Below are 22,866 nucleotides of genomic sequence, written 5' to 3' on the forward strand. Positions count from 1 at the left end.
CCGGCACGCGCCACAGCTGTGCATCGGCCGATACCGCGACGGTGAGATCCCCAAGGAGAGGCGAGTAGATCTAGTGAGCCACGACCAAGATATTCAGCTCCACGACTCCGTTGACCGCACCACGGCCCGCTCCCCCGAAGATTTCGATGCACCGCTGCGCGCGGTTGTGCGGCGCCTGAGCACGATGCTCGGTCAGGAAATTGCCCAGCAGCACGGGGAAGAAACCCTCGATCTCATTGAGAAAGTCCGGGCGGCGGCGCGCGATCTCGATTCGGAGACGGCCGCCTCGGAAGTGCAGCGCTCCCTGGATAATATGTCCACGGATACCGCTATTATTCTCACGCGTGCCTTCGCGGAATACTTCCTGCTCGCCAACGCGGCGGAACAAACGTTCCGTATCAAGGTTATTGGTGATAAGGATCCGGCTGAATCCTGGGTTCCGCGCGCGATTTCCCGTATTTATGACGCGGTCGGGCTGGAGGGCCTGCAAAAAACCGTTGATTCGCTGGATATTCGCCTCGTTTTCACCGCTCACCCCACCGAAGCGCAACGGCGCGCCGTGCTGACCAAGCTGCGCCGCGTCTCCGAAATTGTGGAAACGGAAACGGAAGAAGGTAGCGAGGAACGCGCCCGCCAGGATCGCGAACTCGCCTCGGTGATGGAGAGCATCTGGCTCACGGACGAATTGCGCCGCGTGCAGCCCACTCCCCTGGACGAGGCCCGCAATGTCATGTGGTACCTGCGCAGTCTCTACACGGATACCCTTCCCGATGTCATCACGGATTTCCGCGACGAACTGGAACGTTACGGCGCCCACCTGCCCGAAGACGCAGTCCCGATCCGTTTCGGTTCCTGGATCGGTGGGGACCGCGACGGAAACCCGTACGTCACCGCGGACGTCACCGCGGACGTATTGCGGCTCCAGTCCAGCACCGCTATCGATATTGCCGTGTGGTTCGTGAACCGCGCGATGCTCAGCTTGTCGATTTCCTCGCGTCTTTCCGGCGACGACGCCGCACTGCTGGCCTCCCTGGAAGAGGACTTCCGCTTCCCGGACCTCGTGGATGAAGATTCGCGGGCGCTCTACGCGGAAGAACCCTACCGGCTCAAGCTGGGTGCCATTCGCTCGAAACTTAATAATACGAAGGCCCGCATCACCACGGGTGCGGAGCATATTCCCGGTCATGACTACGCCACCGGAACGGAAATTCAAGAAGAATTCCAGTTGCTGCGCGATGCGCTGCGCCGCCACGGCGCGGAACGGGTGGCCGACGGGCTGCTCGCCACCGCCCAGCAGATTATTCACGGTATGGGCCTGGGGCTGGTCATTTTGGATGTGCGTGAGCACTCCGAGAAGCATTTTGAGCTATTGAGCGAATTATTCAATCGCTTCGGGGGGCTGGAGGCGGATTACGCCACGCTCAGCCGCGAGGAACGCACCGCGCTGCTGGGGCGGGAACTGGCTTCCGCGCGCCCGCTGGCACCCGCGCTGATCAACACCGATGACTCGCCGCTAACGGAGAGTTCACAAAAGACTTTCGAGGTATTTCGGGCGATTCGCCAGGCCCATAAGATTTACGGGACGGATGCCATTACCACGTATCTGGTGTCCATGACCCACGGTCCCGATGACATCCTCTCCGTGGCACTGCTGGCCCGCGAAGCGGGGATTATTGATCTGGAGAGCGCGGAGAAGCGCGCGGATCTGGGATTCGCGCCGCTGCTGGAAGAAGTTCCGGAGCTGCGCCGGGCCGGGGAGATCCTCGATACCCTGCTCTCCGATCCTTCCTATCGGGAAATTGTGCGGCTGCGGGGTAACCGCCAGGAAGTTATGCTGGGCTACTCGGATTCCAATAAGGATGCGGGTGTGGTGACCTCCCAGTGGGAGATTCACCAGGCGCAGCGCCAGTTGCGCGACGTCGCCGCTCGGCACGGCGTGACCCTGCGACTTTTCCACGGCCGCGGCGGTTCGGTGGGGCGCGGGGGCGGGCCCACCTACGATGCGATTTTGTCGCAGCCTTACGGCGTTTTGGACGGGGAAATTAAGTTCACCGAACAGGGCGAGGTTATTTCCGATAAGTACACCTTGCCGGCCCTCGCGCGGGAGAACCTCTCCCTCACCCTGGCCGCGGTTATGGAAGCTTCTGCCCTACATCGCGAACCGCGTAATAGCAATGTGTCGCTCAGCCGTTACGACGAGGTCATGGACTTCCTCAGCGGGGCGGCCTACCAGCGCTATCGCGTGCTCGCCGATGATCCGGATCTGCCAGAATATTTCGTGACCTCCACCCCGGTGGAATTGCTGGGCGATCTCAATATCGGTTCGCGCCCCTCCAAGCGCACTACCTCGGAAAAGGGTTTGGACGGCCTGCGGGCTATTCCCTGGGTATTCGGCTGGACCCAATCCCGCCAGATTGTGCCCGGCTGGTTCGGTGCCGGTTCCGGGCTGCGGGCCGCGCGCGAAGCCGGGTACGGTGAGGACCTGAAGAAGATGGTGCGCAGCTGGCAGTTCTTCCGCACCACGATGTCCAATATTGAAATGACCCTGGCGAAAACTGATATGGATATTGCCGGGCATTATGTGCGCACCCTGGTGCCCGAGCGCCTCCACCATATCTACGCGGAGATTCGCGAAGAATACGAGCTAACGGTACGTGAGCTTGAGGCACTGCTGGCCGAGGACGATCTTCTGGATACCCAGCCGGTTCTCCAGCGCACCTTGCGTATTCGTGACCAATATCTCAAACCGATTCATTACCTTCAGGTGGCGCTGCTGGCGCGGGTGCGCGCGGATGCAGCCGCCGCTGATGGAGTTGCCGGCAAGGCGCAATCGGCCGATGAGCAGCGTGCCCTGCTCACCACGATTAACGGCATTTCTGCTGGAATGAAGAATACGGGATAAACGTTATGAGAACCGTATAAAGCGTGCGGCGATCTCACCGCGCGGATGAGGCTCAGGACCGGCAAAGGCGCCGGTGCTGAGCCTCATTTTTATTTTCTGTGGCTTTTATTAAGAAAAAACCTGTGTTTCGGGCGACACCGGACTTATTTTTACACTAAACTGAAACCGTGGAACGAACATATAGAAGAAGAGTGGGTAGGAAGCAACGCTTCAACGCTGACGATGTTATTCGCGCAGCGAAGGAGGTTGGCGTCTTTACCTTCACTATGAGTGATATTGCAGGCAAGATCGGTGTCGCGACCCCCGCGGTGTACCGCCTTTACGATGGCCGTCAGGATATCGTTGAGGCAGTTATTCGGCGCGCTGCCGATGAAACACCAATTGTGCACGCGGGCACCGATTGGCATGATGCCATCGAGCAGGCAGATGCCAATCTGCGGCGCACCCTGGATGATTACAACGGGCTGGGCGAGGTTCTCCTATGCAACCCGAAGCTGACGGTGCATTTCGCCCGCCAGCTCCAGGGGCTTTCCCGGGCGCTCGAAGATGGCGGTTTTTCGCATCATAAGTCGGTGGCTTTCGCATATGTGGCAATCGGTCAGACTATTCTCCGCCATATTATGGAAAAGGCTTTCCGCTACATGAATCCGGATCGTCTGAACGTCATGGAGAAAACCGGGCCGGATCTGATCCCCTTCCTTGAGAAGGCGGCGGAGGATCCCGAGGGCGCGCTGGACGGATACGAAGCAGTGCTGCTTCGATATCTGGAAGACCGGGAGCGCTAGGCGCGGCTTTTTTGCGATAGCGCGGCGCCGGAACGACGACGCAGCTACCGCGCACCAACCCAATCTGTACACGGGCGGGTACCGAGAAAGTGGTACCCGCCCCTTAGTTTGCTTCCTTCAGGAAACTCAGGTAGTTTTACTAGTGATAGATCCCCGGTCAGGCCTCTTGTTTTTACAACGCACAAATGACCGGGGCCTTTCTTTCCTGACAGGCAGGTGGGATGGATAAGCCGGGGGTTACATACGTGCAGCAACTCACGCTACTAGCCGACCGTGGGCTGCTCATCGCTGATGAAGCCGCTGCACTAGATTTTCGGCCTATAGGACACTTGGTGTTGGTTTTATCCGGACTTTTCGGCTTGCTAGCAGGCTAAAGTCGGGTTCAAACTCGGTTTGACTCGAGTTTTTGGATGGACAAAACGTGTTGGTTTAACTCCGACTTTTCCGCATTCTGACGCGGAAAGGCCCGGATTGAAGATCTGCTTTCCACCCATTTTCCCGCTCAGCACTCTCCCAAGCCCTGCGCGTACGCAAAGCGCGCCGTCGTCCGCGTATACGAGCGTTTGGCCGCCCCCACGCCCTCCGTATGCGGCAGGGTACGCAGAGGGGCGTCCGCCGCAGTTTGGCCCGCAGATCAACGGATTCGCACGCTTGACGGTGGACCCTGCCGAGGGTCAATCCGCTGCATATGCGAACGGTGCGGGGCGCAGGAAACGGTGTACGCACGGGAGTACGACTCGGGTCGGGGCCTGCGCGGCGGGCTAAATCTAGGGATACCTACGGTATCGTAACCAACACATTTTGTCCTATAGCCCAGATTCTCGAGTCAGCTACTACCGATTTTCCGGGTACTTTCGCTACTGGCAGCGTGACCCCGCCAACGGAGACAACACGTTCGCGCAAGGCACGTCTTTTGAAAAAATAAAGAGGCTCTACGAAGTAGAGGAACAACTCATCGTAAAATGTACGGCTGTGTTACATCCAGTAGAGGTGTTACTACGCACGCGCTTTGCTTATGCGTATGGACATCTAGTGACTCCGCTTGGCGGCTTTGCTCGCGGGGAAGGTTTCACTCAGCCGCCAGACAACAATGCCGCGAGAGCTGAGGACCATGCTCTAACAAGCCTTGATAGATCCAAAGAGCCGTTTATAGCCCACTACCGAGATAACATAAAAGTCGGTAGTTCCTACGCTTTAGAAGCGTACGACCGTATGCCTATCTGGGTAGCCGTGGAGGGCATGACGTTCGGATCTCTGTCACGTCTCATCACCGCTTCAGGTGAATCAGGAGTGCTCGACGAAATAGCTAAGAGCCTGAGCGCTTCAAGAAGAACACTCCCGAGCCAAGTACGCTCATTCGTGTACCTACGAAATAGATGTGCACATGGATTAAAACTCTGGAATCACTCCGTGCTTGATGTTCCTGGTTTACTGCCAAATATTGAGCGCAGAGCAAAGAAAGCATACGGTAAATTTTCTGACCATTCAGTATATAAAATTCTTGTAGCGCTAGATGACCTGGCCGCCAAATCGGGCATTGAAAAAGACTGGCTTACAAAGCAAATAAACCCTATATTAGAAGGTAATCAATTACTAAACGCCGGCATAAAAAATCCGGCCCGCTACGGAGAATTTGACGCTACCACCTTCAACTAATCGATTTATAGAAGTCGCATTCGTTGCAGTCACCATCTATCGGTGAGTCTTTTTGTTTGCGCTGTACGTGCAACTTTACCTGCACTTAATATGTGCAATAACGGGCCGGGTCAGGTACCTGAATTTCGGTACCTGACTCGGCCCAATACTTAGCTCTGTCCAGCCGTTAGCCGGCTCTATCGCCGTGCAGCGGCCTCAAGCATTCTGCTAGTTATTTCATGCTGCTTGCTATATGGCCGCACGCCTACTTCCTGCGCGTAGCATCCGCATCGCGGCGCACCGCACCGGCATCATTGCGACCTACCACCGCGCGCGAGCCCCACACACCCGCAAAAGCGGTGAGAATCGCGGAGAGGAGTAGGCCCACAAAGGCCCAGATAGCAACGGTGGAACCGGTATCGGTGACGTCCTGAGCAACCTCGCGGCCTTCCGCAACCAGGTCCTTGGCCTGAGCCTGCACATCTTGGAGGGTCTTTTCCGCGTTATTAAGAGCTTGCTCAGCCTTGACCTGCGCCTGGTTGTACGCTTCCACCGCGTTATCCACGGCCTTGCGAGCTTCATCCTCATTCAGGTCCGTATTGGCAGCAACGGACTTCGCTACCGCATCACGGTCAATATCCTTGGTCACGGAATCAACTCGCTGCTGGAGCGAATCGCCCAGATCGGAAAGGATCGTTTCGTAATTCTCCGGATTGACCACGAGGTCCTTGGCCGCAGCACTGATATCGTCCGTGGCACCGTCCACCTGACCGCGCAGGTAATCAGGCTGGAGTGTTTCCTCACCGGTATCGGCAAGGATCTTCTCCGTTTGGGCTTCCACGCTATCCCACTGAACATCGAGGTTATCGGAAATAGCGCTAGCAGCCTCCGAAACGGCATTCCCGGAGGCCTGCGCCACCCCGCCTACCGCGCTACCCGCGGCGTTACCCACCGAGCCGATGGCCGAACCAACAGCTCCCAGCGCGGCGGAAATACCCAGCCACACCGCAACGGTGGCCACAATAATCGTGGTGGCCCAGGTGGTCAGGCCGTGCAGCAGCCCGCCTTTGACGGCCAGCGCGCCCGTCACGTAACCGCCCAAACCTAGGGCGATCACAATGGAGCACACCGCCCACAGCCCCATGCCGAAGCCGAAACCTTCGCCGGGATTACTGGAGGCCGGATCGAAAGTGCCCAGGCCGATCGCCGCGCCGAGGAAGCTGAAGACCACCAGGGTGGCAATAGCAACGGCAACACCGGCGAAAACGGAGCCCCAGGACATATTGGTGGCTCGGCCCGGGGTATCAGCGCCTAGGAAAGTGGAGCGCCACCCTGGCTTCGCATCTTCGGCCGAGTACTGCTCGGCCGAAGCCACCCGGGCATCTACCGGACGTGCGGTAGCACGTTCGCGATCCGCGCGGGTATGCGCCGCGGCTGCTTCAGGGTAATCACGCTCGGGAGTTGCCCCTCCGGGCGTAGTTGTATGTTCTGTCATGAGTTGATCCTTAAAACTTGGCGGAAAGCGCCATGGGTGCCGGCCTGGTGGTGTCAGCCGTGGTGGCAGAGCCGTCGAAGGCGCAGCACAGCACTCTCTAGGTGCCACACTAGCCACACCGCCCTTAAGTGATCAAAGCGACAGGGCACATAATGTCATTCACTTCTCAATCAGAATAACTTATAATCTTTGTCTTTATTTCTCCCTACATATCGGCTAACGTTCCACAACCGGGCCGCGAAATTGGCGCGATTCCGCAACGGATTCGCGACGAACGGATTCGCGAGGATGGCTCGCGTTTCCGTAGCCTCACCTCAAGCCGCACTTTACGCCGCGCCTCAGCCCGGCATCCGCACCTACCGCTTAATACTCTGCTGCACCACTGTGTACCCGTGCAGGGTCACATCCAGGCCCCGGTTCTTAGGCTGATCCGCGGTGTTATGCGGAGCGCGTTCCCGAGCCTCAGCCCAGGCATCGTAAGATTCCTGCGCATCCCAGCCGGTCACCACGTAATAGTCTTCCACCCCGTTTACCGGGCGCCACAGCTCGAAGAAGGAGAACCCGGGCGCCGCATCCACGGCCGCCTTGCGCGCCGCGAAACGCTGCTCAATAACCTTCTCCATTCCGGGGAGGAAAGATAGCGCCACAATAGAAACAAAGCCCGCCTGCGGGGTTTCCCCGTGCTCGACTTCGGGAAGATTGACCACCTCAAATTCGAGCAGCTGCGCCCCCAAGTGCGCGTTATCGGGTGCCTGGCGGGCGGCATCCATTTTGCGCGGATGCGCGGCCGGATCGGTGCGCCACGCGGTGAAATCCTCCTCGGATTCCCATTCGGTGACCACCAGGTAGCGCTCCCCTTCGTTCAGCGGGCGCAGCAGCCGGAAGGACAGGAAACCGGGCCGCTGATCCACGGCCCCTTCGCGCGCCGCAAAACGCGCCTCGAAGTGCTCGCCAGCACCTTCCGGAACAGAAATAGCATTGATTTTCACGACGGTCATGGAGGCTCCTTCACCTAGAACAATGGGACGTGCACCATAGTAACTCTCTTGGCGCCCCATGCTCCGCATGGTGGAAACTTCACCCTCCGCTCCCCCGCCGGTGCCACAATAGGGCGCATGCCTTCCCACGTATCAGATGTCCGCTTCGGAGCACAGATGGCCGCGGGCGCCGGCCTGGGGATGATCCCCCTGGGCATGGCCTTCGGACTTCTTGTTATCCAGTACGGTCAACCGTGGTGGCTCGCTCCCGCGCTATCCTTCTTTATTTATTCCGGTTCGGCCGAGCTGCTCGCCGTCGCCCTCATTAGTGCGCACGCACCGGTCCTCACGATTCTCCTCACCATCTTTTTCGTGAACGTGCGTCACGTTTTTTACGCGTTTTCGTACCCCATCGCGCAGCTCACCCACCCGCTCGCCCGCATGTATTGCGTCTACTCCCTCACCGACGAAACCTACGCCATCACCACCTCGCATCCCGGCGTCTGGAATCAACGCCGGCTGATCTCCCTCCAAGCCGTGCTCCAAGTGTGCTGGGTCGGCGGCGGGCTACTGGGAGTGGCGATTGGCGGGTTCCTACCTGGCCAGATTCGCGGCGTCAATTTCGCGCTCGTCGCCCTTTTTATCGTCCTCGCCCTCGACGCCTTCCACGCGCGCCGCGATATTCCCGGCGTGCTCGGCGCGGGCCTCGCGTTCGTGCTGGCGCAGCTATGTGCGCCGAGCGCCCTGCTGCCGGTCGCGATGAGTCTTTTCGCGCTGTTCTTAGTGGTGCGTTTCGTGGTGCGCACTCGTTTTAGGAAGAACGACGACGCCGCCCCTTCCCCACGCGGCGCATCAGGCGAGGAAGGTGAGCTGTCATGACTGGCTATCTCCTTGCTGTGCTGCTGGGTTCTCTGGCTCTCATGCTGTGCCTGCGCGGGGTTCCTTTCCTTATTTTGCATCCGCTGCGCCGCTCACGCCTGGTGCGAGCACTATCGGCCTGGCTTCCGGTGGGGGTGCTGGTGATTTTGGCGCTGGCAATGGTCCGCAACGAAGTGCTTCCGATATCTGCGGAATCTGTGCTGCGCGTGGGCGTGGCCAGCGCCGTCACGATCCTGGCCCACAAGCTTTCCGGGCGCCGCATGCTCGTTTCCCTGGCCGCCGGCACCCTCACTTACATCGGCCTGCTCGCGATCTAGCCATCCCGGATTAACCTGCGGGTATACTTCCGCACATGTGAATCACCAGCCGTCGCGAGGTGCACGGCAGAGCTAGGAGCGAGGAACGCGGAGGTGGATCCAGATGCCTGAGGAGCGCAAACGAAGTTTCGTGATCCGGCACCCCTACCTCGCGCAGATTTTTCTTGCCTATCTGATTGTCTACGCCTGGTTTATTTTACGTTTTATACACGCTGCGTTCACCAGTTCCCTATATTCATCTAGCCCAGAGGAATTCATTTTTTCATTGATTCTCCTCGCTATCGTCCCCTGGGTAACGACGTACCCGATTATCCTCACGTGTTACCAGGTCATCGCGCTTATCATCGCAATACGAGGCAAGCCGCTGCCGGTTCTGGAAGCGGCGCATGATGTCTGGACTATCTTCCTGGCGCTCAGCTTCCATCTGGCCCTCATCTCGATGAGATACCGTGTGGTTTTTTATGCCGACTGGTCGGTGCAGCTCGTCAACGACCAGACGCATACGCCTATCCGCACCGGTTTTCAGCCATTTCTACTGGTGCTGTGCATTGTCTGCTTCGCAGCTTTCCTCTATGTGCGGCTCAAGCCGATTAGCGAGATTCCGCCACTTCTCACGGTTCTCTGCTTCTCGTGCATCTATCTTGGCAACGCCATTGTTATCGCCTGGACCATTCAGACATTCCGGCCTGGCGGCCCGGAGAATCTCATCCTATTGTTGCCGGTCACTGCGGTGGTGTTGATCTCCGCGAAAACGATCATCGTGAAAATTCACGAATTTCATTCCCAAGCACCCCAAGCGGTTCAGGCGACCGGATCGGGTGTGCTCGCTTACTTGGAAAAGATTCTTTCCCAAGCCAGGAACTGGCCACTGCTCGCCCTGCTTGGCCTGATACCCGTGCTGGGAATCTGCCTCCTTATTCTGGTGCTCTTCGGCCAGGAACCAAACGCCGCCATCAAAGCTTTCACGGAAACAAGCGATTGGACCCTTTCGCAGCGAATCTCCCCGCCCAATACCTATTACGATGAGCACTATTTATGCACCGTGGCAGCCGGTGGGCACCCGGCGGTGGTGAAACCGATCCGGGACGGGGTGCGCGGCGGGCATCGCATTACCGTGAATCGCCAGCTTCTTATCGCGAATGCTTTCGAACAGGTTCTGGAAGAAAAGACCCCGAGAGCACATCGGGCAATCCGCAGCTTCTATAACCGCTACGGCTTTCCACTCTCGCGGTTGATCCGCACCCGTTTGGCGGCGGACCTTGTATGGATTGCCATGAAACCCCTGGAATGGCTATTCCTGGCAGTTATTTACCTTGTTGATGCCCGCCCGGAGGACCGCATCGCAATCCAGTACACCGGCCGCCGCCGCGAGGAGTTCACCGCCGGGTAATATCAGGCGCAGTTAAAACCAAGTTAACACTGAACTACTAGCGCAAAGGCTCACGAAGTTCAATAGTCGCACCAGCTCCTGGGGAGGGGGTATCTATTTTCAGAGCTGTATTGTGTCTGTCGTACATGCGAAGTACATCTCGGAAAAAACATACCTTCCTCGCCAGCACAGCGGGGCGGCTAGGCAAAGTGGGGAGCAGATCCGGAGACCCGGATCTGCTCCCCACTAGTTGCGCTGTGCGCGGTGTCCGCCCTGCGCTAGCTCACCCGAGGGCATGCGACGCGGTAGGCGCGTCGCATACGCTGCGGTTATGCGGCTTTAGCGCTTGACGCGCGCCGAGCCGCCGCGGGCCAGGTTCTCCACCTCGGCGCGGGTGGCCATGGTGGTATCACCCGGCGTGGTCATGGCAAGGGCGCCGTGGGCAGCCCCGAGTTCCACTGCCTTCTGGACATCACCGTATTCCATGAGCCCGAAGATGAGGCCGGAGGCGAAGGAGTCGCCGCCGCCCACGCGGTCGAAGATCTCCAGGCCATCACGCTGGGTAGCCTGCACGAAGCCCTGATCGCGCTTCCACGCCACCGCACCCCAGTCATTGATGGTTGCCGAACGCACCTGGCGCATCGTGGTACCGATGGCCTTGAAGTTCGGGAAGGTTTCCGCCGCCTTCTCAATCATCTTGTGGAAAGATTCCACCTGGAGGTTATCGAGGTTCTCATTTGCACCTTCGATTTCGAGGCCCAGGCAGGCGGTGAAGTCCTCTTCGTTACCGATCATGACATCCACGAAGGGTGCCAGGGACTTATTCACTTCCTGCGCGCGGGCCTTGCCCCCGTGCAGATTCCACAGCGAAGGACGGTAGTTGAGGTCGTAGGATACGGCGGTGCCGTATTCCTTGGCCTTCTTAATAACCGCCAGCGCTGTTTCCGAAGCCTGCTCAGAGAGGGCCGCGTAAATCCCGCCGGTGTGCAGCCAGCGCACCCCGAGCTCGCCGAAGAGGTAATCGAGATCGATATCCTCCGGGGTGAGCTGCGAAATCGCGGTGTGGGCCCGGTCGGAACACCCGACCGCCCCGCGCACCCCGAAACCGCGTTCTGTGAAATTGAGGCCGTTACGAGCCGACTGGCCGATGCCGTCGTCGTCGACCCAATGAATGAAACGGGTATCCAGGCCGCCGGTGAGGATCAGATCCTCGAGCAGCAGACCCACTTCATTACGCACCAGGGAGGTGAGGATCGCGCCGCGCTTCTGGAAGGCGCGCCGCAGGCCGCGGGCCACGTTGTATTCCCCGCCGCCTTCGGAGGCGGCGAACTGCCGGGTGGTGCGGATACGGCCGGCACCCGGATCCAGGCGAAGCATGACTTCACCCAGGGAGACAATATCGTAGGTGGTTTCCTCGGCGGATTTAATCGTCAGGGCGTCGCTCACTTGCGAATCTCCTTAGCTAGATCGGATGCTTCTTGGGACAGGCGGGTGATCTCCGCGAAGTTCCCGGAGGAAATCAGATCGCGCTTGATCATCCACGAACCCGAAACGGACAGGATAGCCGGATCGGAGAGCCATTCGGCCATATTCGCGAGCTTCACCCCGCCCGAAGGCACGAAGTAGGTATTCGGGAAGGGACCGCGCAGGGCCTTGACCATGGGCAGCCCGCCCGCTTCCCCACCGGGGAAGAACTTCACCGCGGTGGCACCGTACTCCAGAGCCATCATGATTTCCGTGGCGGTCTGCACGCCCGGAAGGTAAGGAATCTGGCGTTCGGCGGCCACATCGGCCACGCCGGCACTCCAGCCCGGGGAAACGAAGAACTTCGCGCCCAGGTCCGCGGCGGTTTCCGCCTGGGCCCGGGTGAGAACCGTTCCAGCACCCACCGTCATGCCCTCCACATCCCGCATGGCCTTAATGGCTTCCCCGCCGGCAGCGGTACGGAAGGTCACTTCGGCGCAGTGGATACCGCCGGCCACCAGGGCGCGGGCGGCCTCGGGCGCCTGCGCGGCGTCGTCGATCACCACAACGGGAACAATGGGGTGGGTTTCCAGGAACGGACGAACGTCTGGAAGTTGCTGAGACACTACTTTGCCGCCTTCTTCATCTTGTCGATGCCGTCCCACAGCCCGAGGAGGTACTGGGTGCCCAGTGCCCGGTCATACAGCGGGTAGCCGGGGCGGCCTTCTTCGCCCCAAATCATGCGGCCGTGATCGGGACGCACGTAAATATCGGGGCAGGTATCGTAAATGGCTTCCACCGCGGCCTGCATATCGAGGTCGCCGTCCGCGGACCAGTGGGCCGCTTCCTTGAAGGTCTTCTCCCCCAGGTACTTGACGTTACGCAGGTGGGAAGCGGCAATACGGCCACGTTCGCCCACGTAGCGCAGGATCTCCGCGACGTTATTGGACGGGTTGGAGCCAAGCGAGCCAATGCACACGCACAGGGAGTGCATCGGGGAATCATTGAGGGCCAGGATTTCCTTGATGTCATCCAGGCTCTTGTAGGCGCGCGGAATACCGAAGAGATCCCAGGCCGGATCGTCCGGATGGCAGGCCATCTTAATGCCGACCTTTTCACAGGTGGGGATAATGCCGTCCAGGAAGTACTTCCAGTTTTCGCGCAGCTTCTCCACCGTCATGTTCTGGTAGAGCGCCATGACTTCGTCCAGCTTGGCCAGGCGTTCGGGTTCCCAGCCGGGCAGGGTGAGGCCGCCGGATTCTTCAGCCGTCTTATTGACGATATCCTGCGGGGTCATGCCTTCGATTTCGGAGTGATCGTAGTACAGGCAGGTGGAGCCGTCCTCGTTCACGTGGGCGAGTTCGGTGCGCAGCCAGTCAAAAACGGGCATGAAGTTGTAGACAACCACCTTGACGCCGAATTCCGCGAGGTTTTCCAGCGTGGTGCAGTAGTTCTTGATGTATTCGTCACGGCTGGGAAGGCCGAGCTTGATGTCCTCGTGGACGTTCACGGATTCGATGATCTCGCATTCGAGCCCGGCTTCGTGAACCTGGTCGATGAGGACCTTGATTTCGTCCTTTTCCCAGTTCTCTCCGGCCGCCTTATAGGACAGGGTGCCCATAATTCCGGACACGCCCGGAATCTGCTTGATGTACTGCAGCGGAATGGGGTCGTGACCTTCGCCGTACCAGCGGAATGTCATTTTCATTAGTTGATCTCCTCGTGAATAGTGGCACGCACAGCGCCGGGACCGGCAATGAGCTTCGTGAACAGGGCTTCGACCTTCTCCGCCAGCGGAGTGGTATACAGGTCGAGGCCGAAAATATTGGCATTGGACAGGATGGGCTTGAGCGCGGCGTGAGCATCAACGCTCTCACCGAGCTTAATTCCCTTGAGGTGCCCCTGGAGTTCTTCCAGCAGCGGATCGGAAGACGGCGTGAATTCTTCGCCGTCGTCCGCGATACCGAGGAGGTACCGTGCCCACACCGCGAAAACGAGCGGGATCACGCGCAGCTCGTCCATATCCAGACCGCGGCGCTGGTACTCCTGCAGCGTGACACCGAAACGGATCGGAATCTTCTGCGAGGTATCCATAGCAATACGGGCCGGATTGTCCGGCAGCGCGCTATTGGGGAAACGCTCCTCGAGAACTTCGCGCACGAAGTCCTTCGGATCGATAATCCCCGGATCGGTTACTACCGGCATCGCTTCATCATAGGCGAGGATATTGACCATCTTCGCCAAATCGGGATCGCGCATTTCCGAATCAATGGTCGGGAAGCGCATCACCGTACCGGACACTGCCAGTGCGGTGTGGAGCGGGTTGAGGCAGGTGGTGACCTTCATCCGCTCGAACTTATCGCAGGTTTCGCGATCGGTGATGTACACGCCGTAATCCTCGAAAGGCGGGCGTTCGGCCGCGAACTTATCTTCGATAATGAGGTATTCGGTGGGTTCGGCATTGACGAAGCCGGCAATCGGGGTGCGGCCAAGGTGGTCAATACCCATATCGGTGAAGCCGAGCCCGGTGAGGTACTCCGATACTTCTTCCGAGGGGCGCGGGGTGATCTTATCGATCACGGAAATCGGGAAAGCAACCTTGGTGTCATCACTGGCCCAGTCCAGGAATTCCTGGCTGAGCGCACCGCGCTCCACCCAACCGCGGGCGATCTGCAGCACCGAATCGCGCAGCTTATCGCCATTGTGGGAGAAGTTATCAGCAGAGATGAAGTTAATAGGTGCCCCGCCCGCCTGGTAGCGATGCGCGAGCAGCCCGGCCAGCAGCGCCATGGTGTTCTCATGGTTGGCGAAGGGATCCGAGGCGATATCCGCGCGGGTAGCTTCGGAAAGCTCACCCTGGGAATCCTGGATCACGTAGCCCTTTTCGGTAATGGTGAGGGTAACCGTGGTCATCTCCGGGTTGGTGAAGATGGAGACGAGCCGATCAAAATCGCCCTCGCGGCGAGTTGCCAGGCCATCGGCCAGGCCGGCAATAACGCGGGTATCGCGCTTATCGCCGGAAAGAATAACGCCTAGGGTGAGCAGGTCAAAAGCTTCGAGCTGCTTTTCCATTTCAGCCGGGTTCATCGGCACCACGCCGGTGATCGGCCAGTACTTGCCGTCCGCCAGCATGTCATCCGCAATGCGGGCTAGGAAGATACGGAAAATATTACCCGGGCCGATATGCACCCAGCGCGGGTTGGTGCGAACGCGCTCCTGAGTTGCGGCCACATCAAAAGCCGGAACTTGAATACCGGCTGCTTCGTAATCACTCGCTTGGGAGAGCGAGCTGAGATTGAGTTTCATATACATCACCTTTGATAGTTGGATCGGGACGGCTCCACGTGCGATCCACCGGCGGCCGCCCCGCAGGAGCGCCGGCCTGCGCCGCGTTCCTGCCGTGAGGTCACCCGGTGAGTGAACACCGCTCCCGATGCCACCACCCAGTATTCCTTTATACGACGACGAACCGGCCGGGCACCCCCGCACCCGAATGTTTCCTTACGTGAAACGCCCGTTCGTACGTATGAAATGATTGTACCTCATTTTCGCCTCCGGCGGCACCCGGGAACGGGGTGTGAAGTATTCAGATTCCGGGTCTTTTCTTATTCAACACTGACCGTCCCGCGCCCGGGTTTTTATGTTTCATATATTGAAATCGCGCGGTATAATTTTCCCGGCCTGCAGTTATACCCTCGTAGAGTAAAGGAGCTTGAGGTGTCCGGTACTTCCCCTGAGGAGCGCGCTCCGCTCTCCTCCATTGATCGCGCGTTGCTCGTTGTGGAGTTTTTAGCGCGCCGCGGACCGGAAGGTGCCCCGCTCTCCGATATTGCAGCCGCGGTGGATTCCAATAAGGCCACGGTCCACCACACGCTGCGTTCCCTGCGCTACCGGGATTGGGTAGACCAGGATGCCGATACCGGCTACTACTTCCTCGGGGACGGCGTGGATCCGATCATTCGCTACACCACCCGCACCCAATTCGTGGTGGACCAGCTCCACCCGGCCCTCGTGGCCATTTGCCATCGCTATAACGAACTCGTGCACCTGGGCAAGCTCTCCGGCCAGGTGGTCACCTACCTCGATAAAGTGGAGCCGGATCGCCCCATCCGGGTGGTGTCCTTTATCGGGCGTAATGCCCCGGCGGTCACCACCGCGCTCGGGCGCGCTTTGCTGGGCGCCAATAACGTAACCGGTGCGGAAATTGATTGGTACCTGAGCGTCCCCACCGATAATCCCCCCACCCGCGCCACCATCGAAGAGTGCATCGAGCACGTGCACCGCCACGGCTGGGGTATGGAAGTGGAAGAAAACGAAGCGGGTATCGCCTGCGTGGCGGTCCCGGTGGATCTGAAAAACGGCGAGCGGGTGGCCGTGTCCGTCACCGCCCCCGCCGAACGCCTGGGAGCGGCAACGCGCGAAGCGGTTGCTTACGGTATTGCCGAAGAAATCAACGCTATTTCCGGTGCCACCGGCGTGAGCGTTCCGGAGGTCCTGCTGCCCCGTTCCGTGCGCTAACCGAACCGCGGGTAGCGGCGCCCGGTGGCGGGCTTTTTTGCAGAGTTCCTGCCACCGATACAAGTACGACGACGCAGGCTAGCTGCGCCGTCATACCACTTCCGCTACTTCTTACGCCGTTCGCGTACCCGAACCGAAATCTGGAGCGGGGAACCTTCGAAACCGAAGGTGGCGCGCAAGCGGTTTTCCAAGAAACGCCGGTAGCCTGCCTCGATGAAGCCGGTGGCGAAAAGCACGAAACGCGGCGGGCGCGTCGAAGCCTGGGTGCCGTAGAGGATGCGCGGCTGCTTGCCCCCGCGCACCGGATGCGGGTGCGCGGCCGCCAATTCGCTGAGGAAAGCATTGAGTTTCCCGGTGGGAATACGCTGATCCCAGGAACGCAGCGCGGTGGTCATGGCATTGGAGAGTCGGTTGGTATGCCAGCCGGTTTTTGCCGAGAGATTGACGCGCGCGGCCCACTGGATCTGCACCAGTTCGCGCTCGAATTCACGGTCGAGTTCGAAGCGGCGTTCCTCATCAACCTCGTCCCATTTATTGCAGACGATGACGAGGGCGCGCCCGGCATCGATAACCTGCTGGATCACCCGAATATCCTGTTCGGTCAGCGGTTCGGAGGCATCGATGAGGGCGAGGGCCAATTCCGCTTCCGCCAGCGCGCGTTGGGTGCGCAGATTCGCGTAATAATCCGCCCCGCGGGTTTGGTGTACCCGCCGGCGAATCCCCGCGGTATCCACAAAAGTCCACGGGGTGCCATCCAGCTCGATAACTTCATCGACCGGGTCACGGGTGGTTCCGGCAATATCGCTCACCACCGCGCGGGTTTCCCCGGCCAGCTGGTTGAGCAGGGAGGACTTGCCCACATTCGGGCGCCCCACAATAGCGACCCGGCGCGGGCCGCGCCGCTTGGGGCGCACCGGCACCTCGCGTTCTTCCGGAAGCGCGCGGATCACCACGTCCAGAAGATCACCCGAGCCGCGCCCGTGCAGGGCCGATACCGGGTAGGGCTCCCCCAGCCCCAGGGACCACAGGTAGGCGGCATCCGGTTCCTGCTGCGGGGAATCCACTTTATTGGCCGCCACAATCACGGGTTTGCGCGAGCGGCGCAGCACCCGCACCAGGGCTTCATCGGTATCGGTCATGCCGACGGTGGCATCCACCACGAAAATAACGGCATCGGCCTGCTCAATAGCAATTTCGGCCTGCAGGGCCACATCGCGATCCAGGCCCGCCACATCGCGTTCCCAACCGCCGGTATCCATGAGGAGGAAGCGGCGATCCGCCCATTCCGCCTCGTAGGAGACCCGGTCACGTGTGACGCCCGGGACGTCCTGCACCACGGCCACTCGCTTGCCAACAATACGATTCACCAGGGAGGATTTGCCAACATTCGGCCGCCCGATAACCGCCACCACGGGTAGCGCGCGGGAGGCAGCTTCCGCATCCTCGGGTTCTTCCCCGGCCAGGAGCGCCAGATCGGCATCGTCCAGATCGTAGGCTTCCAGACCGGCGCGGAGCACGCGTTCAGCGTCGTCCGGGCTGGTCCCCTCCGCGCTCATATCGCGGTATTCCTCAGTCATTCCTGTTCCTTTCCGGAGCCCTGTGCCAGCGTGCGCACCGCGGCCACCACGTCCGCAATACTCATCTGAGAAGAATCAATTGTAACGACTCCTGCGCGATCTTCCAGGAAAGAAGCGACCGTGGAGTCCTTGGCATCCCGCTCGGTTACTTCCGCGCGGGTGGCGGCCAGGGCATCGGGCGCTGCACTGCCGCGCACTTCCCGGGCCCGCCTGGCTAAACGTGTTTCTTCCGATGCGGTGAGGAGAATTTTTGTGGGAGCTTCCGGGGCGACGACGCTGGTAATATCGCGCCCCTCCACCACAATGCGCGGGTGCGCCGCGATAATGGCCCGCTGCCGGGCAATGAGTTCGGCGCGCACCTCAAGATTGACGGCCACCTGGGAAACCACCCGGGAAAGCTCCGGGGCGCGGATCGCGGCGGTAATATCCTCCCCTTCGCAGCTAATCTTTTGATTATCCGGATCGAGGGGCATCTCAAGGTTCATGGCCCGCACCACCGCGGTCACGGCCGGCTGATCGGTGAGCTCCACGCCGGCATGCTGCGCGGCCCAGGCCGCGGCCCGGTACATGGCCCCGGTATCGAGGTAGCTGAGCCCGAGCTCGCGGGCAACCTGGCGGGAGACGGTGGATTTTCCCGAACCGGAGGGCCCGTCAATGGCGATGGGATAGCCCGCGGTTTCGGGGCACGGGGTGCCCATGGCTTCGGCGTGCGGGGTGGCGGCTACCTCGGGGCGTTGCGTGCCCGCCGTGTTCATCTCACTCATGCTCTCCTCCTTCAATAAAAGCCTGCCACTGGCGCGCGGCCAGCGCCGCGCTGAGATCCCGGGCCGCGGCCGGCGCCACCGAGAGCCGCGCCCGCCCCACTTTTTGGGCCACGGAATGCTCGAGCGAAAAATCTTCAATATTCACGCCGATCTCACCCACCTCGGTGAAGAGGCGGCCCAATTCGCCCGGGCGATCGGGAACCAAAACGGTGACCTCGGTATAGCGCTGGGGTGCTCCCCCGTGTTTGCCGGGAATGCGCGCCACCCCGCGCCCACCTGCGGCCACCACCGCGGCAACGGCCCGGGCCAACCCGGGTGCCTGCGCCGCACCCGCGGCCGCTTCGAGGGCACTCGCCAAGCGCGCGGTACGCTCGGCAACATCGCGAAGCACGGGAGCAACCGCCGCGCAATTACAGGCAATAATCGCGGTCCATAGCTGCGGATCCGAATGTGCCAGCCGCGTCATATCGCGTAATCCCTGGCCGGCAAGGCTCAGCTCGGTAGCTGCGGCGTCGTTCAACGTACCCGCCAGCAGGGACGAAACCAGCTGCGGGACGTGACTAACGAGGGCGACGGCGCGGTCGTGCGCGCTGGCCTCCACGAGGATCGGCATGGCGCCGCAATCCAGGGCGAGGCTGCGCAAACGCGCAATATCTTCTTCGCGGGTTTCCGGGCGCGGGCAGATGACCCACGGGCGGCCCTCGAAAAGATCAGCGTCCGCGGCAATCGCCCCGGAACGTTCCCGGCCGGCCATAGGATGGCACCCGAGGTAACGCTCCCGCGCCGGATGCGCGGCGAGACGATCCGCCACCACCGCCTTAACGGACGCAACATCGGTCACAAGCGCGGCGGGGAAACGATCCAGGGCCGCGCTCACCACCTGCGCCGTGACATCCGGGGGCACCGCAACAACCACGAGGCTCGGCTCCCAGGCGCCTTCCGGGGGTTCCTCCCCCGCACCCAGATCGCGGGCCAGGGCCGCGGCCAGCGGAGAGGAATCCTCCAGGTACACCGGAATATCGCGCAGCCGCAGGCGCAGCCCGAGGGAAGCACCCAGCAGCCCCGAGCCAATAATAAGGACCGGACCGGCGTGCATCACATCCCTACCGAATGCATGAGGGCCGAGAGCTCACTGCCCGCGATCACCCGGCTTTTACCCGGGCGCAGCCGCCCGGCGTCGATAGTGGCGAAGCGGGTGCGCACCAGTTCCATAACCGGGTGCCCCACTTCTTCCATAATGCGGCGCACAATGCGATTGCGGCCCGAATGCAAGGTGAGTTCCACAATGGAATTGCGCGGCTGGGATTCCCTCAGCACGAATTTATCCACCCGGATAGGGCCGTCCTCCAGGGTGATGCCCTTTTCCAGCACCCGCGCGAGGCCCCGGGTGACCTGGCCTTCCACCCGCGCCACGTAGGTTTTCGGCACCTCGTAGGAGGGATGGGTGAGCCGGTGGGTGAGTTCGCCGTCGTTCGACAGCAAAATCAAGCCTTCGGTATCTTCGTCCAGGCGCCCCACGTGATAGAGGCGCTGCTCGTATTTCTCCACGTACTGGGCGAGGCTCGGGCGGCCCATATCATCATCCATCGTGGACACAACCCCCGGCGGCTTGTAGAGCGCCACCGTGAGCAAATCGGGTTTGACGGCGATTGGCATTCCGTCCACGTGGATGGTGTCACGTTCGGCATCCGCCCGCGTTCCCATTTCAGTGACGACGGCGCCATTGACAGCCACCCGCCCCTCGGCAATGAGCGCTTCGCAGGCGCGCCGCGAGCCCACCCCCGCGTGGGCCAGGATCTTTTGCAAGCGTTCTCTCATCTTATTTCTCTTTCCACATCGTCAAGTTCGGTTGCGTCGGGCAGGTAGGGTGCCAGGGGCGGCAATTCATCCAGGGAATTCATCCCCATGGCTTCGAGGAAATACGGTGTGGTCGCATACAGCACCGCACCGGTGGACGGCGTGGTGCCCGCTTCTGCAATAAGACCGCGGGTGGCGAGGGTACGCACAACTCCATCAACATTCACGCCGCGAATCGCCGCGATCTGGGCGCGAGTCACCGGTTGCCGGTAGGCGATCACCGCCAGCGTTTCCAAAGCCGGCGTGGATAGTTTACCCGATTGCCCGCGGGTCACGTGGGCCAGCACAATATCGGATACCAGCGGATTTGTGTAGAAACGCCAGCCCCCACCGGCTTCGCGCAATTCGAATCCGCGCGGGCGGCCGCTGCGGTACTCCCGGGCCAGGTTCTCCAGCTCGGTGCGGGTGTCCGCTTCGCTCAATCCCACCGCTTCAGCCAGGGTGGCGAGGGGAACCGGGGTGGCCGCCACGAAAAGCACCGCCTCGAGGGCGGTGGCGGGGCAAAGATCGGCCACGAATTCTCCTTGTAATGTTGCGGACCAGGCAGGGCGCGCGGGCTGTACGCGCTTCGAGTCCCAGTCTAGTCGCTGCCCGGCGCGGCGGTTGCTGATACCTCGCCGTATTCCGCGGCGACGTCGCTCGCCCCGGCCGCCCCGCGATCATCCGCCGGGGTGGGGCGCAGCACCAGCGCATCCAGCGGCTCATCCTGCTCGGCAGCAATCGCGCCCCGGCGCAGCAATTCCAGCACCGCCAAGAAGCGGGCCACCACCACCTGCACCGACCCGGCATCCGCGCATAGCTGCGTGAACGTGAAAGACTCCCCCGCTCGGAAACGTTCCTCCAGGTAGGCCACCTGGCTAGCCACCGGAACCACCGGGGAATGCAGGTGCTCCAGCTGCACCACCGGCTCGGACGTATCGCGGGTAAAAGCGCGGGCGGCCAGCAGGGCCAGATCCATAACCCCGAGCGGGAGGCGCACCTCCGGAAGTGCTTTCGCGTACATTTCTTCGAGGGGAACATCGCGGCCCACTCGCCGCCCGGTTTCTTCCAGGCGCGCCCCGAAATCGCGGGCCACCTCTTTGAAAGCCCGGTATTGGAGGAGCTTGGCGAAGAGGAGATCGCGCTGCTCGAGGAGCTCCCAATCTTCTTCTTCGCTTTCGTGGCGGGGCAGCAGGCGCGCCAATTTCATATCGAGGAGGGTGGCGGCCACCACCAAGAACTCCGAGGTGGTGGAGAGATCCACTTCCGGCCGGGAACGAATCCAGGCAATGAACTCATCGGTGACTTCCGCCAGCGCCACCTCGGTAATATCCAAGTTTTTCTTGGAAATCATGGTGAGCAGCACCGAGAACGGCCCCGAATACACATCGAGATCTACATCGAAATCGGATGAGGCGTCAAAAAGAGTGGTCACGCCCACTCCCGCTTAGGCACTTTGGCCGCGGGCAATCACTTCGCGTGCCAGCTTCCGGTAGGCCACCGCCCCCGGGTGCGAGGGCGCGTACTGGGTGATGGGTTCCCCGGCCACCGAAGCATCCGGGAACTTCACGGTGCGAGCAATATAGGTGTGGTACACCTTTTCCCCGAATCCTTCATGCACCGAACGCATCACATCACGCGAATGGAGGGTGCGCATATCCACCATGGTGAGAAGCACCCCGTCAATGGTGAGCCGCGGATTGAGGCGATCCTGCACCCGCCCGATTTGTTCGGTCAGCAGCGCCACCCCGCGCATGGCGAAGTATTCCGCCTCCAGCGGGATAATCACCCCGTGCGCGGCCGTGAGCGCATTAACGGTGAGCAGGCCCAGGGAAGGTTGGCAGTCAATAATAATGACGTCATAATCATCAAGGACCGGCCGCAGCACCCGACTGAGCGCCTGTTCGCGCGCCACTTCATTAATGAGCACAATTTCTGCCGCGGAAAGGTCAATATTGGCCGGAACCACATCCAGGCCCTCCACCTTCGAATGCTGGATAATCCCCCGCACATCCGGTTTCGCCGCAATAAGTTCGTTATAAATAGTGCGATCCAGCGCGCGAGCGTTAATCCCCAGACCGGCCGAGGCGGCGCCCTGCGGATCGAAATCCACAATGAGAACGCGCCGACCGTATCCGGCCAGCGCCGCGGCGAGGTTAATCGACGTCGTTGTTTTCCCCACCCCGCCCTTCTGGTTGGACATCGCAATAATGCGCGCCGGGCCGTGTTCCTGCAAAGGCTCCGGTTCGGGAAAATCCACGTTCTCAGTTTCAAAAAGCGCGTTCTGTTCGGTCACATCTCTAGGGTACCTAAACTCGGAGGACTTGCGGTGCCATTTCTGGCGAAGA

The 22,866-nt window shown here is 60.7% G+C and carries 20 protein-coding genes; 7 read left to right on the plus strand and 13 right to left on the minus strand.

Features of this window, described 5'->3' with window-relative positions:
- Positions 1-73: 73 nt before the first annotated feature.
- The 3 genes from ppc to ACRQHG_RS02025 all read left to right on the plus strand — a co-directional run bounded on the left by ppc (position 74) and on the right by ACRQHG_RS02025 (position 5,343).
- Positions 74-2,902 carry a phosphoenolpyruvate carboxylase gene (ppc, locus tag ACRQHG_RS02015; RefSeq protein WP_435713328.1) on the plus strand — a complete coding sequence of 943 codons (2,829 nt, stop codon included), beginning with the start codon at positions 74-76 and terminating at the stop codon, positions 2,900-2,902.
- A 266-nt stretch (positions 2,903-3,168) separates the two neighbouring features.
- On the plus strand, positions 3,169-3,687 hold the full coding sequence (locus ACRQHG_RS02020; protein WP_435713329.1) for a hypothetical protein: 519 nt from the start codon (positions 3,169-3,171) through the stop codon (positions 3,685-3,687).
- An 801-nt stretch (positions 3,688-4,488) separates the two neighbouring features.
- Positions 4,489-5,343 (plus strand): Abi family protein, encoded by an 855-nt coding sequence (locus ACRQHG_RS02025; protein WP_435719381.1) that lies wholly within the window; start codon positions 4,489-4,491, stop codon positions 5,341-5,343.
- Positions 5,344-5,587: 244 nt separating this feature from the next.
- Here ACRQHG_RS02025 and ACRQHG_RS02030 read toward each other — a convergent pair whose 3' ends face one another.
- The gene (locus ACRQHG_RS02030; protein ID WP_435713331.1) at positions 5,588-6,817 is read right to left on the minus strand and encodes a hypothetical protein; all 1,230 of its coding nucleotides are present in this window, start codon (positions 6,815-6,817) and stop codon (positions 5,588-5,590) included.
- Positions 6,818-7,173: 356 nt separating this feature from the next.
- Entirely contained in the window at positions 7,174-7,815 is a 642-nt protein-coding gene (locus tag ACRQHG_RS02035; RefSeq protein ID WP_435713332.1) for an antibiotic biosynthesis monooxygenase family protein, read from the minus strand.
- 117 nt (positions 7,816-7,932) lie between these two features.
- On the opposite strand from ACRQHG_RS02035, the gene ACRQHG_RS02040 reads away from it, so the two are divergent.
- From ACRQHG_RS02040 to ACRQHG_RS02050, 3 genes are all read left to right on the plus strand, one after another.
- On the plus strand, positions 7,933-8,673 hold the full coding sequence (locus ACRQHG_RS02040; RefSeq protein ID WP_435713333.1) for an AzlC family ABC transporter permease: 741 nt from the start codon (positions 7,933-7,935) through the stop codon (positions 8,671-8,673).
- The gene (locus tag ACRQHG_RS02045) at positions 8,670-8,990 is read left to right on the plus strand and encodes an AzlD domain-containing protein (RefSeq protein WP_435713334.1); all 321 of its coding nucleotides are present in this window, start codon (positions 8,670-8,672) and stop codon (positions 8,988-8,990) included. Before ACRQHG_RS02040 ends, ACRQHG_RS02045 begins: the two co-directional genes overlap by 4 nt.
- Positions 8,991-9,255: 265 nt before the next feature.
- A complete protein-coding gene (locus ACRQHG_RS02050) occupies positions 9,256-10,380 on the plus strand; it encodes a DUF6688 domain-containing protein (RefSeq protein ID WP_435713335.1) in 1,125 nt (374 codons plus the stop codon).
- Positions 10,381-10,698: 318 nt separating this feature from the next.
- On the opposite strand, the gene ACRQHG_RS02055 is transcribed toward ACRQHG_RS02050, so the two are convergent.
- Genes ACRQHG_RS02055 through ACRQHG_RS02070 form a run of 4 tightly spaced genes read right to left on the minus strand, consistent with a single transcriptional unit; the run spans position 10,699 to position 15,129 of the window.
- On the minus strand, positions 10,699-11,805 hold the full coding sequence (locus ACRQHG_RS02055; RefSeq protein WP_435719382.1) for a sugar kinase: 1,107 nt from the start codon (positions 11,803-11,805) through the stop codon (positions 10,699-10,701).
- Positions 11,802-12,449 (minus strand): bifunctional 4-hydroxy-2-oxoglutarate aldolase/2-dehydro-3-deoxy-phosphogluconate aldolase, encoded by a 648-nt coding sequence (locus ACRQHG_RS02060; RefSeq protein WP_087070782.1) that lies wholly within the window; start codon positions 12,447-12,449, stop codon positions 11,802-11,804. Before ACRQHG_RS02060 ends, ACRQHG_RS02055 begins: the two co-directional genes overlap by 4 nt.
- Complete coding sequence (uxuA, locus tag ACRQHG_RS02065) at positions 12,449-13,531, minus strand: mannonate dehydratase (protein ID WP_016442774.1); 1,083 nt, start codon at positions 13,529-13,531, stop codon at positions 12,449-12,451. Before uxuA ends, ACRQHG_RS02060 begins: the two co-directional genes overlap by 1 nt.
- Entirely contained in the window at positions 13,531-15,129 is a 1,599-nt protein-coding gene (locus ACRQHG_RS02070) for a mannitol dehydrogenase family protein (protein ID WP_435713336.1), read from the minus strand. The genes uxuA and ACRQHG_RS02070 overlap by 1 nt, the downstream gene beginning before the upstream one ends.
- Before the next feature lie 411 nt (positions 15,130-15,540).
- Between ACRQHG_RS02070 and ACRQHG_RS02075 the strand changes: the two genes are divergently transcribed.
- Positions 15,541-16,341: an IclR family transcriptional regulator gene (locus tag ACRQHG_RS02075; RefSeq protein ID WP_026429347.1), complete on the plus strand. Its 801-nt coding sequence runs from the start codon at positions 15,541-15,543 to the stop codon at positions 16,339-16,341.
- Between the two features lie 104 nt (positions 16,342-16,445).
- On the opposite strand, the gene der is transcribed toward ACRQHG_RS02075, so the two are convergent.
- The 7 genes from der to ACRQHG_RS02110 form a co-directional block, all read right to left on the minus strand.
- Entirely contained in the window at positions 16,446-17,918 is a 1,473-nt protein-coding gene (der, locus tag ACRQHG_RS02080; protein WP_435713337.1) for a ribosome biogenesis GTPase Der, read from the minus strand.
- A complete protein-coding gene (gene cmk / locus ACRQHG_RS02085) occupies positions 17,915-18,682 on the minus strand; it encodes a (d)CMP kinase (protein ID WP_435713338.1) in 768 nt (255 codons plus the stop codon). Before cmk ends, der begins: the two co-directional genes overlap by 4 nt.
- Positions 18,675-19,778, minus strand: a complete 1,104-nt coding sequence (locus tag ACRQHG_RS02090; protein ID WP_435713366.1) for a prephenate dehydrogenase — start codon at positions 19,776-19,778, stop codon at positions 18,675-18,677. The genes cmk and ACRQHG_RS02090 overlap by 8 nt, the downstream gene beginning before the upstream one ends.
- The gene (locus tag ACRQHG_RS02095) at positions 19,778-20,500 is read right to left on the minus strand and encodes a pseudouridine synthase (RefSeq protein ID WP_016442768.1); all 723 of its coding nucleotides are present in this window, start codon (positions 20,498-20,500) and stop codon (positions 19,778-19,780) included. Before ACRQHG_RS02095 ends, ACRQHG_RS02090 begins: the two co-directional genes overlap by 1 nt.
- Complete coding sequence (scpB, locus tag ACRQHG_RS02100) at positions 20,497-21,054, minus strand: SMC-Scp complex subunit ScpB (RefSeq protein WP_087070776.1); 558 nt, start codon at positions 21,052-21,054, stop codon at positions 20,497-20,499. Before scpB ends, ACRQHG_RS02095 begins: the two co-directional genes overlap by 4 nt.
- 65 nt (positions 21,055-21,119) lie before the next feature.
- The gene (locus ACRQHG_RS02105; RefSeq protein ID WP_435713339.1) at positions 21,120-21,953 is read right to left on the minus strand and encodes a segregation and condensation protein A; all 834 of its coding nucleotides are present in this window, start codon (positions 21,951-21,953) and stop codon (positions 21,120-21,122) included.
- Between the two features lie 12 nt (positions 21,954-21,965).
- The gene (locus ACRQHG_RS02110) at positions 21,966-22,814 is read right to left on the minus strand and encodes a ParA family protein (RefSeq protein WP_026429342.1); all 849 of its coding nucleotides are present in this window, start codon (positions 22,812-22,814) and stop codon (positions 21,966-21,968) included.
- Between the last annotated feature and the right edge of the window lie 52 nt (positions 22,815-22,866).

The organism is Actinotignum vesiculae (assembly GCF_051267215.1).
In the GTDB taxonomy this organism is placed as follows: domain Bacteria; phylum Actinomycetota; class Actinomycetes; order Actinomycetales; family Actinomycetaceae; genus Actinotignum; species Actinotignum schaalii.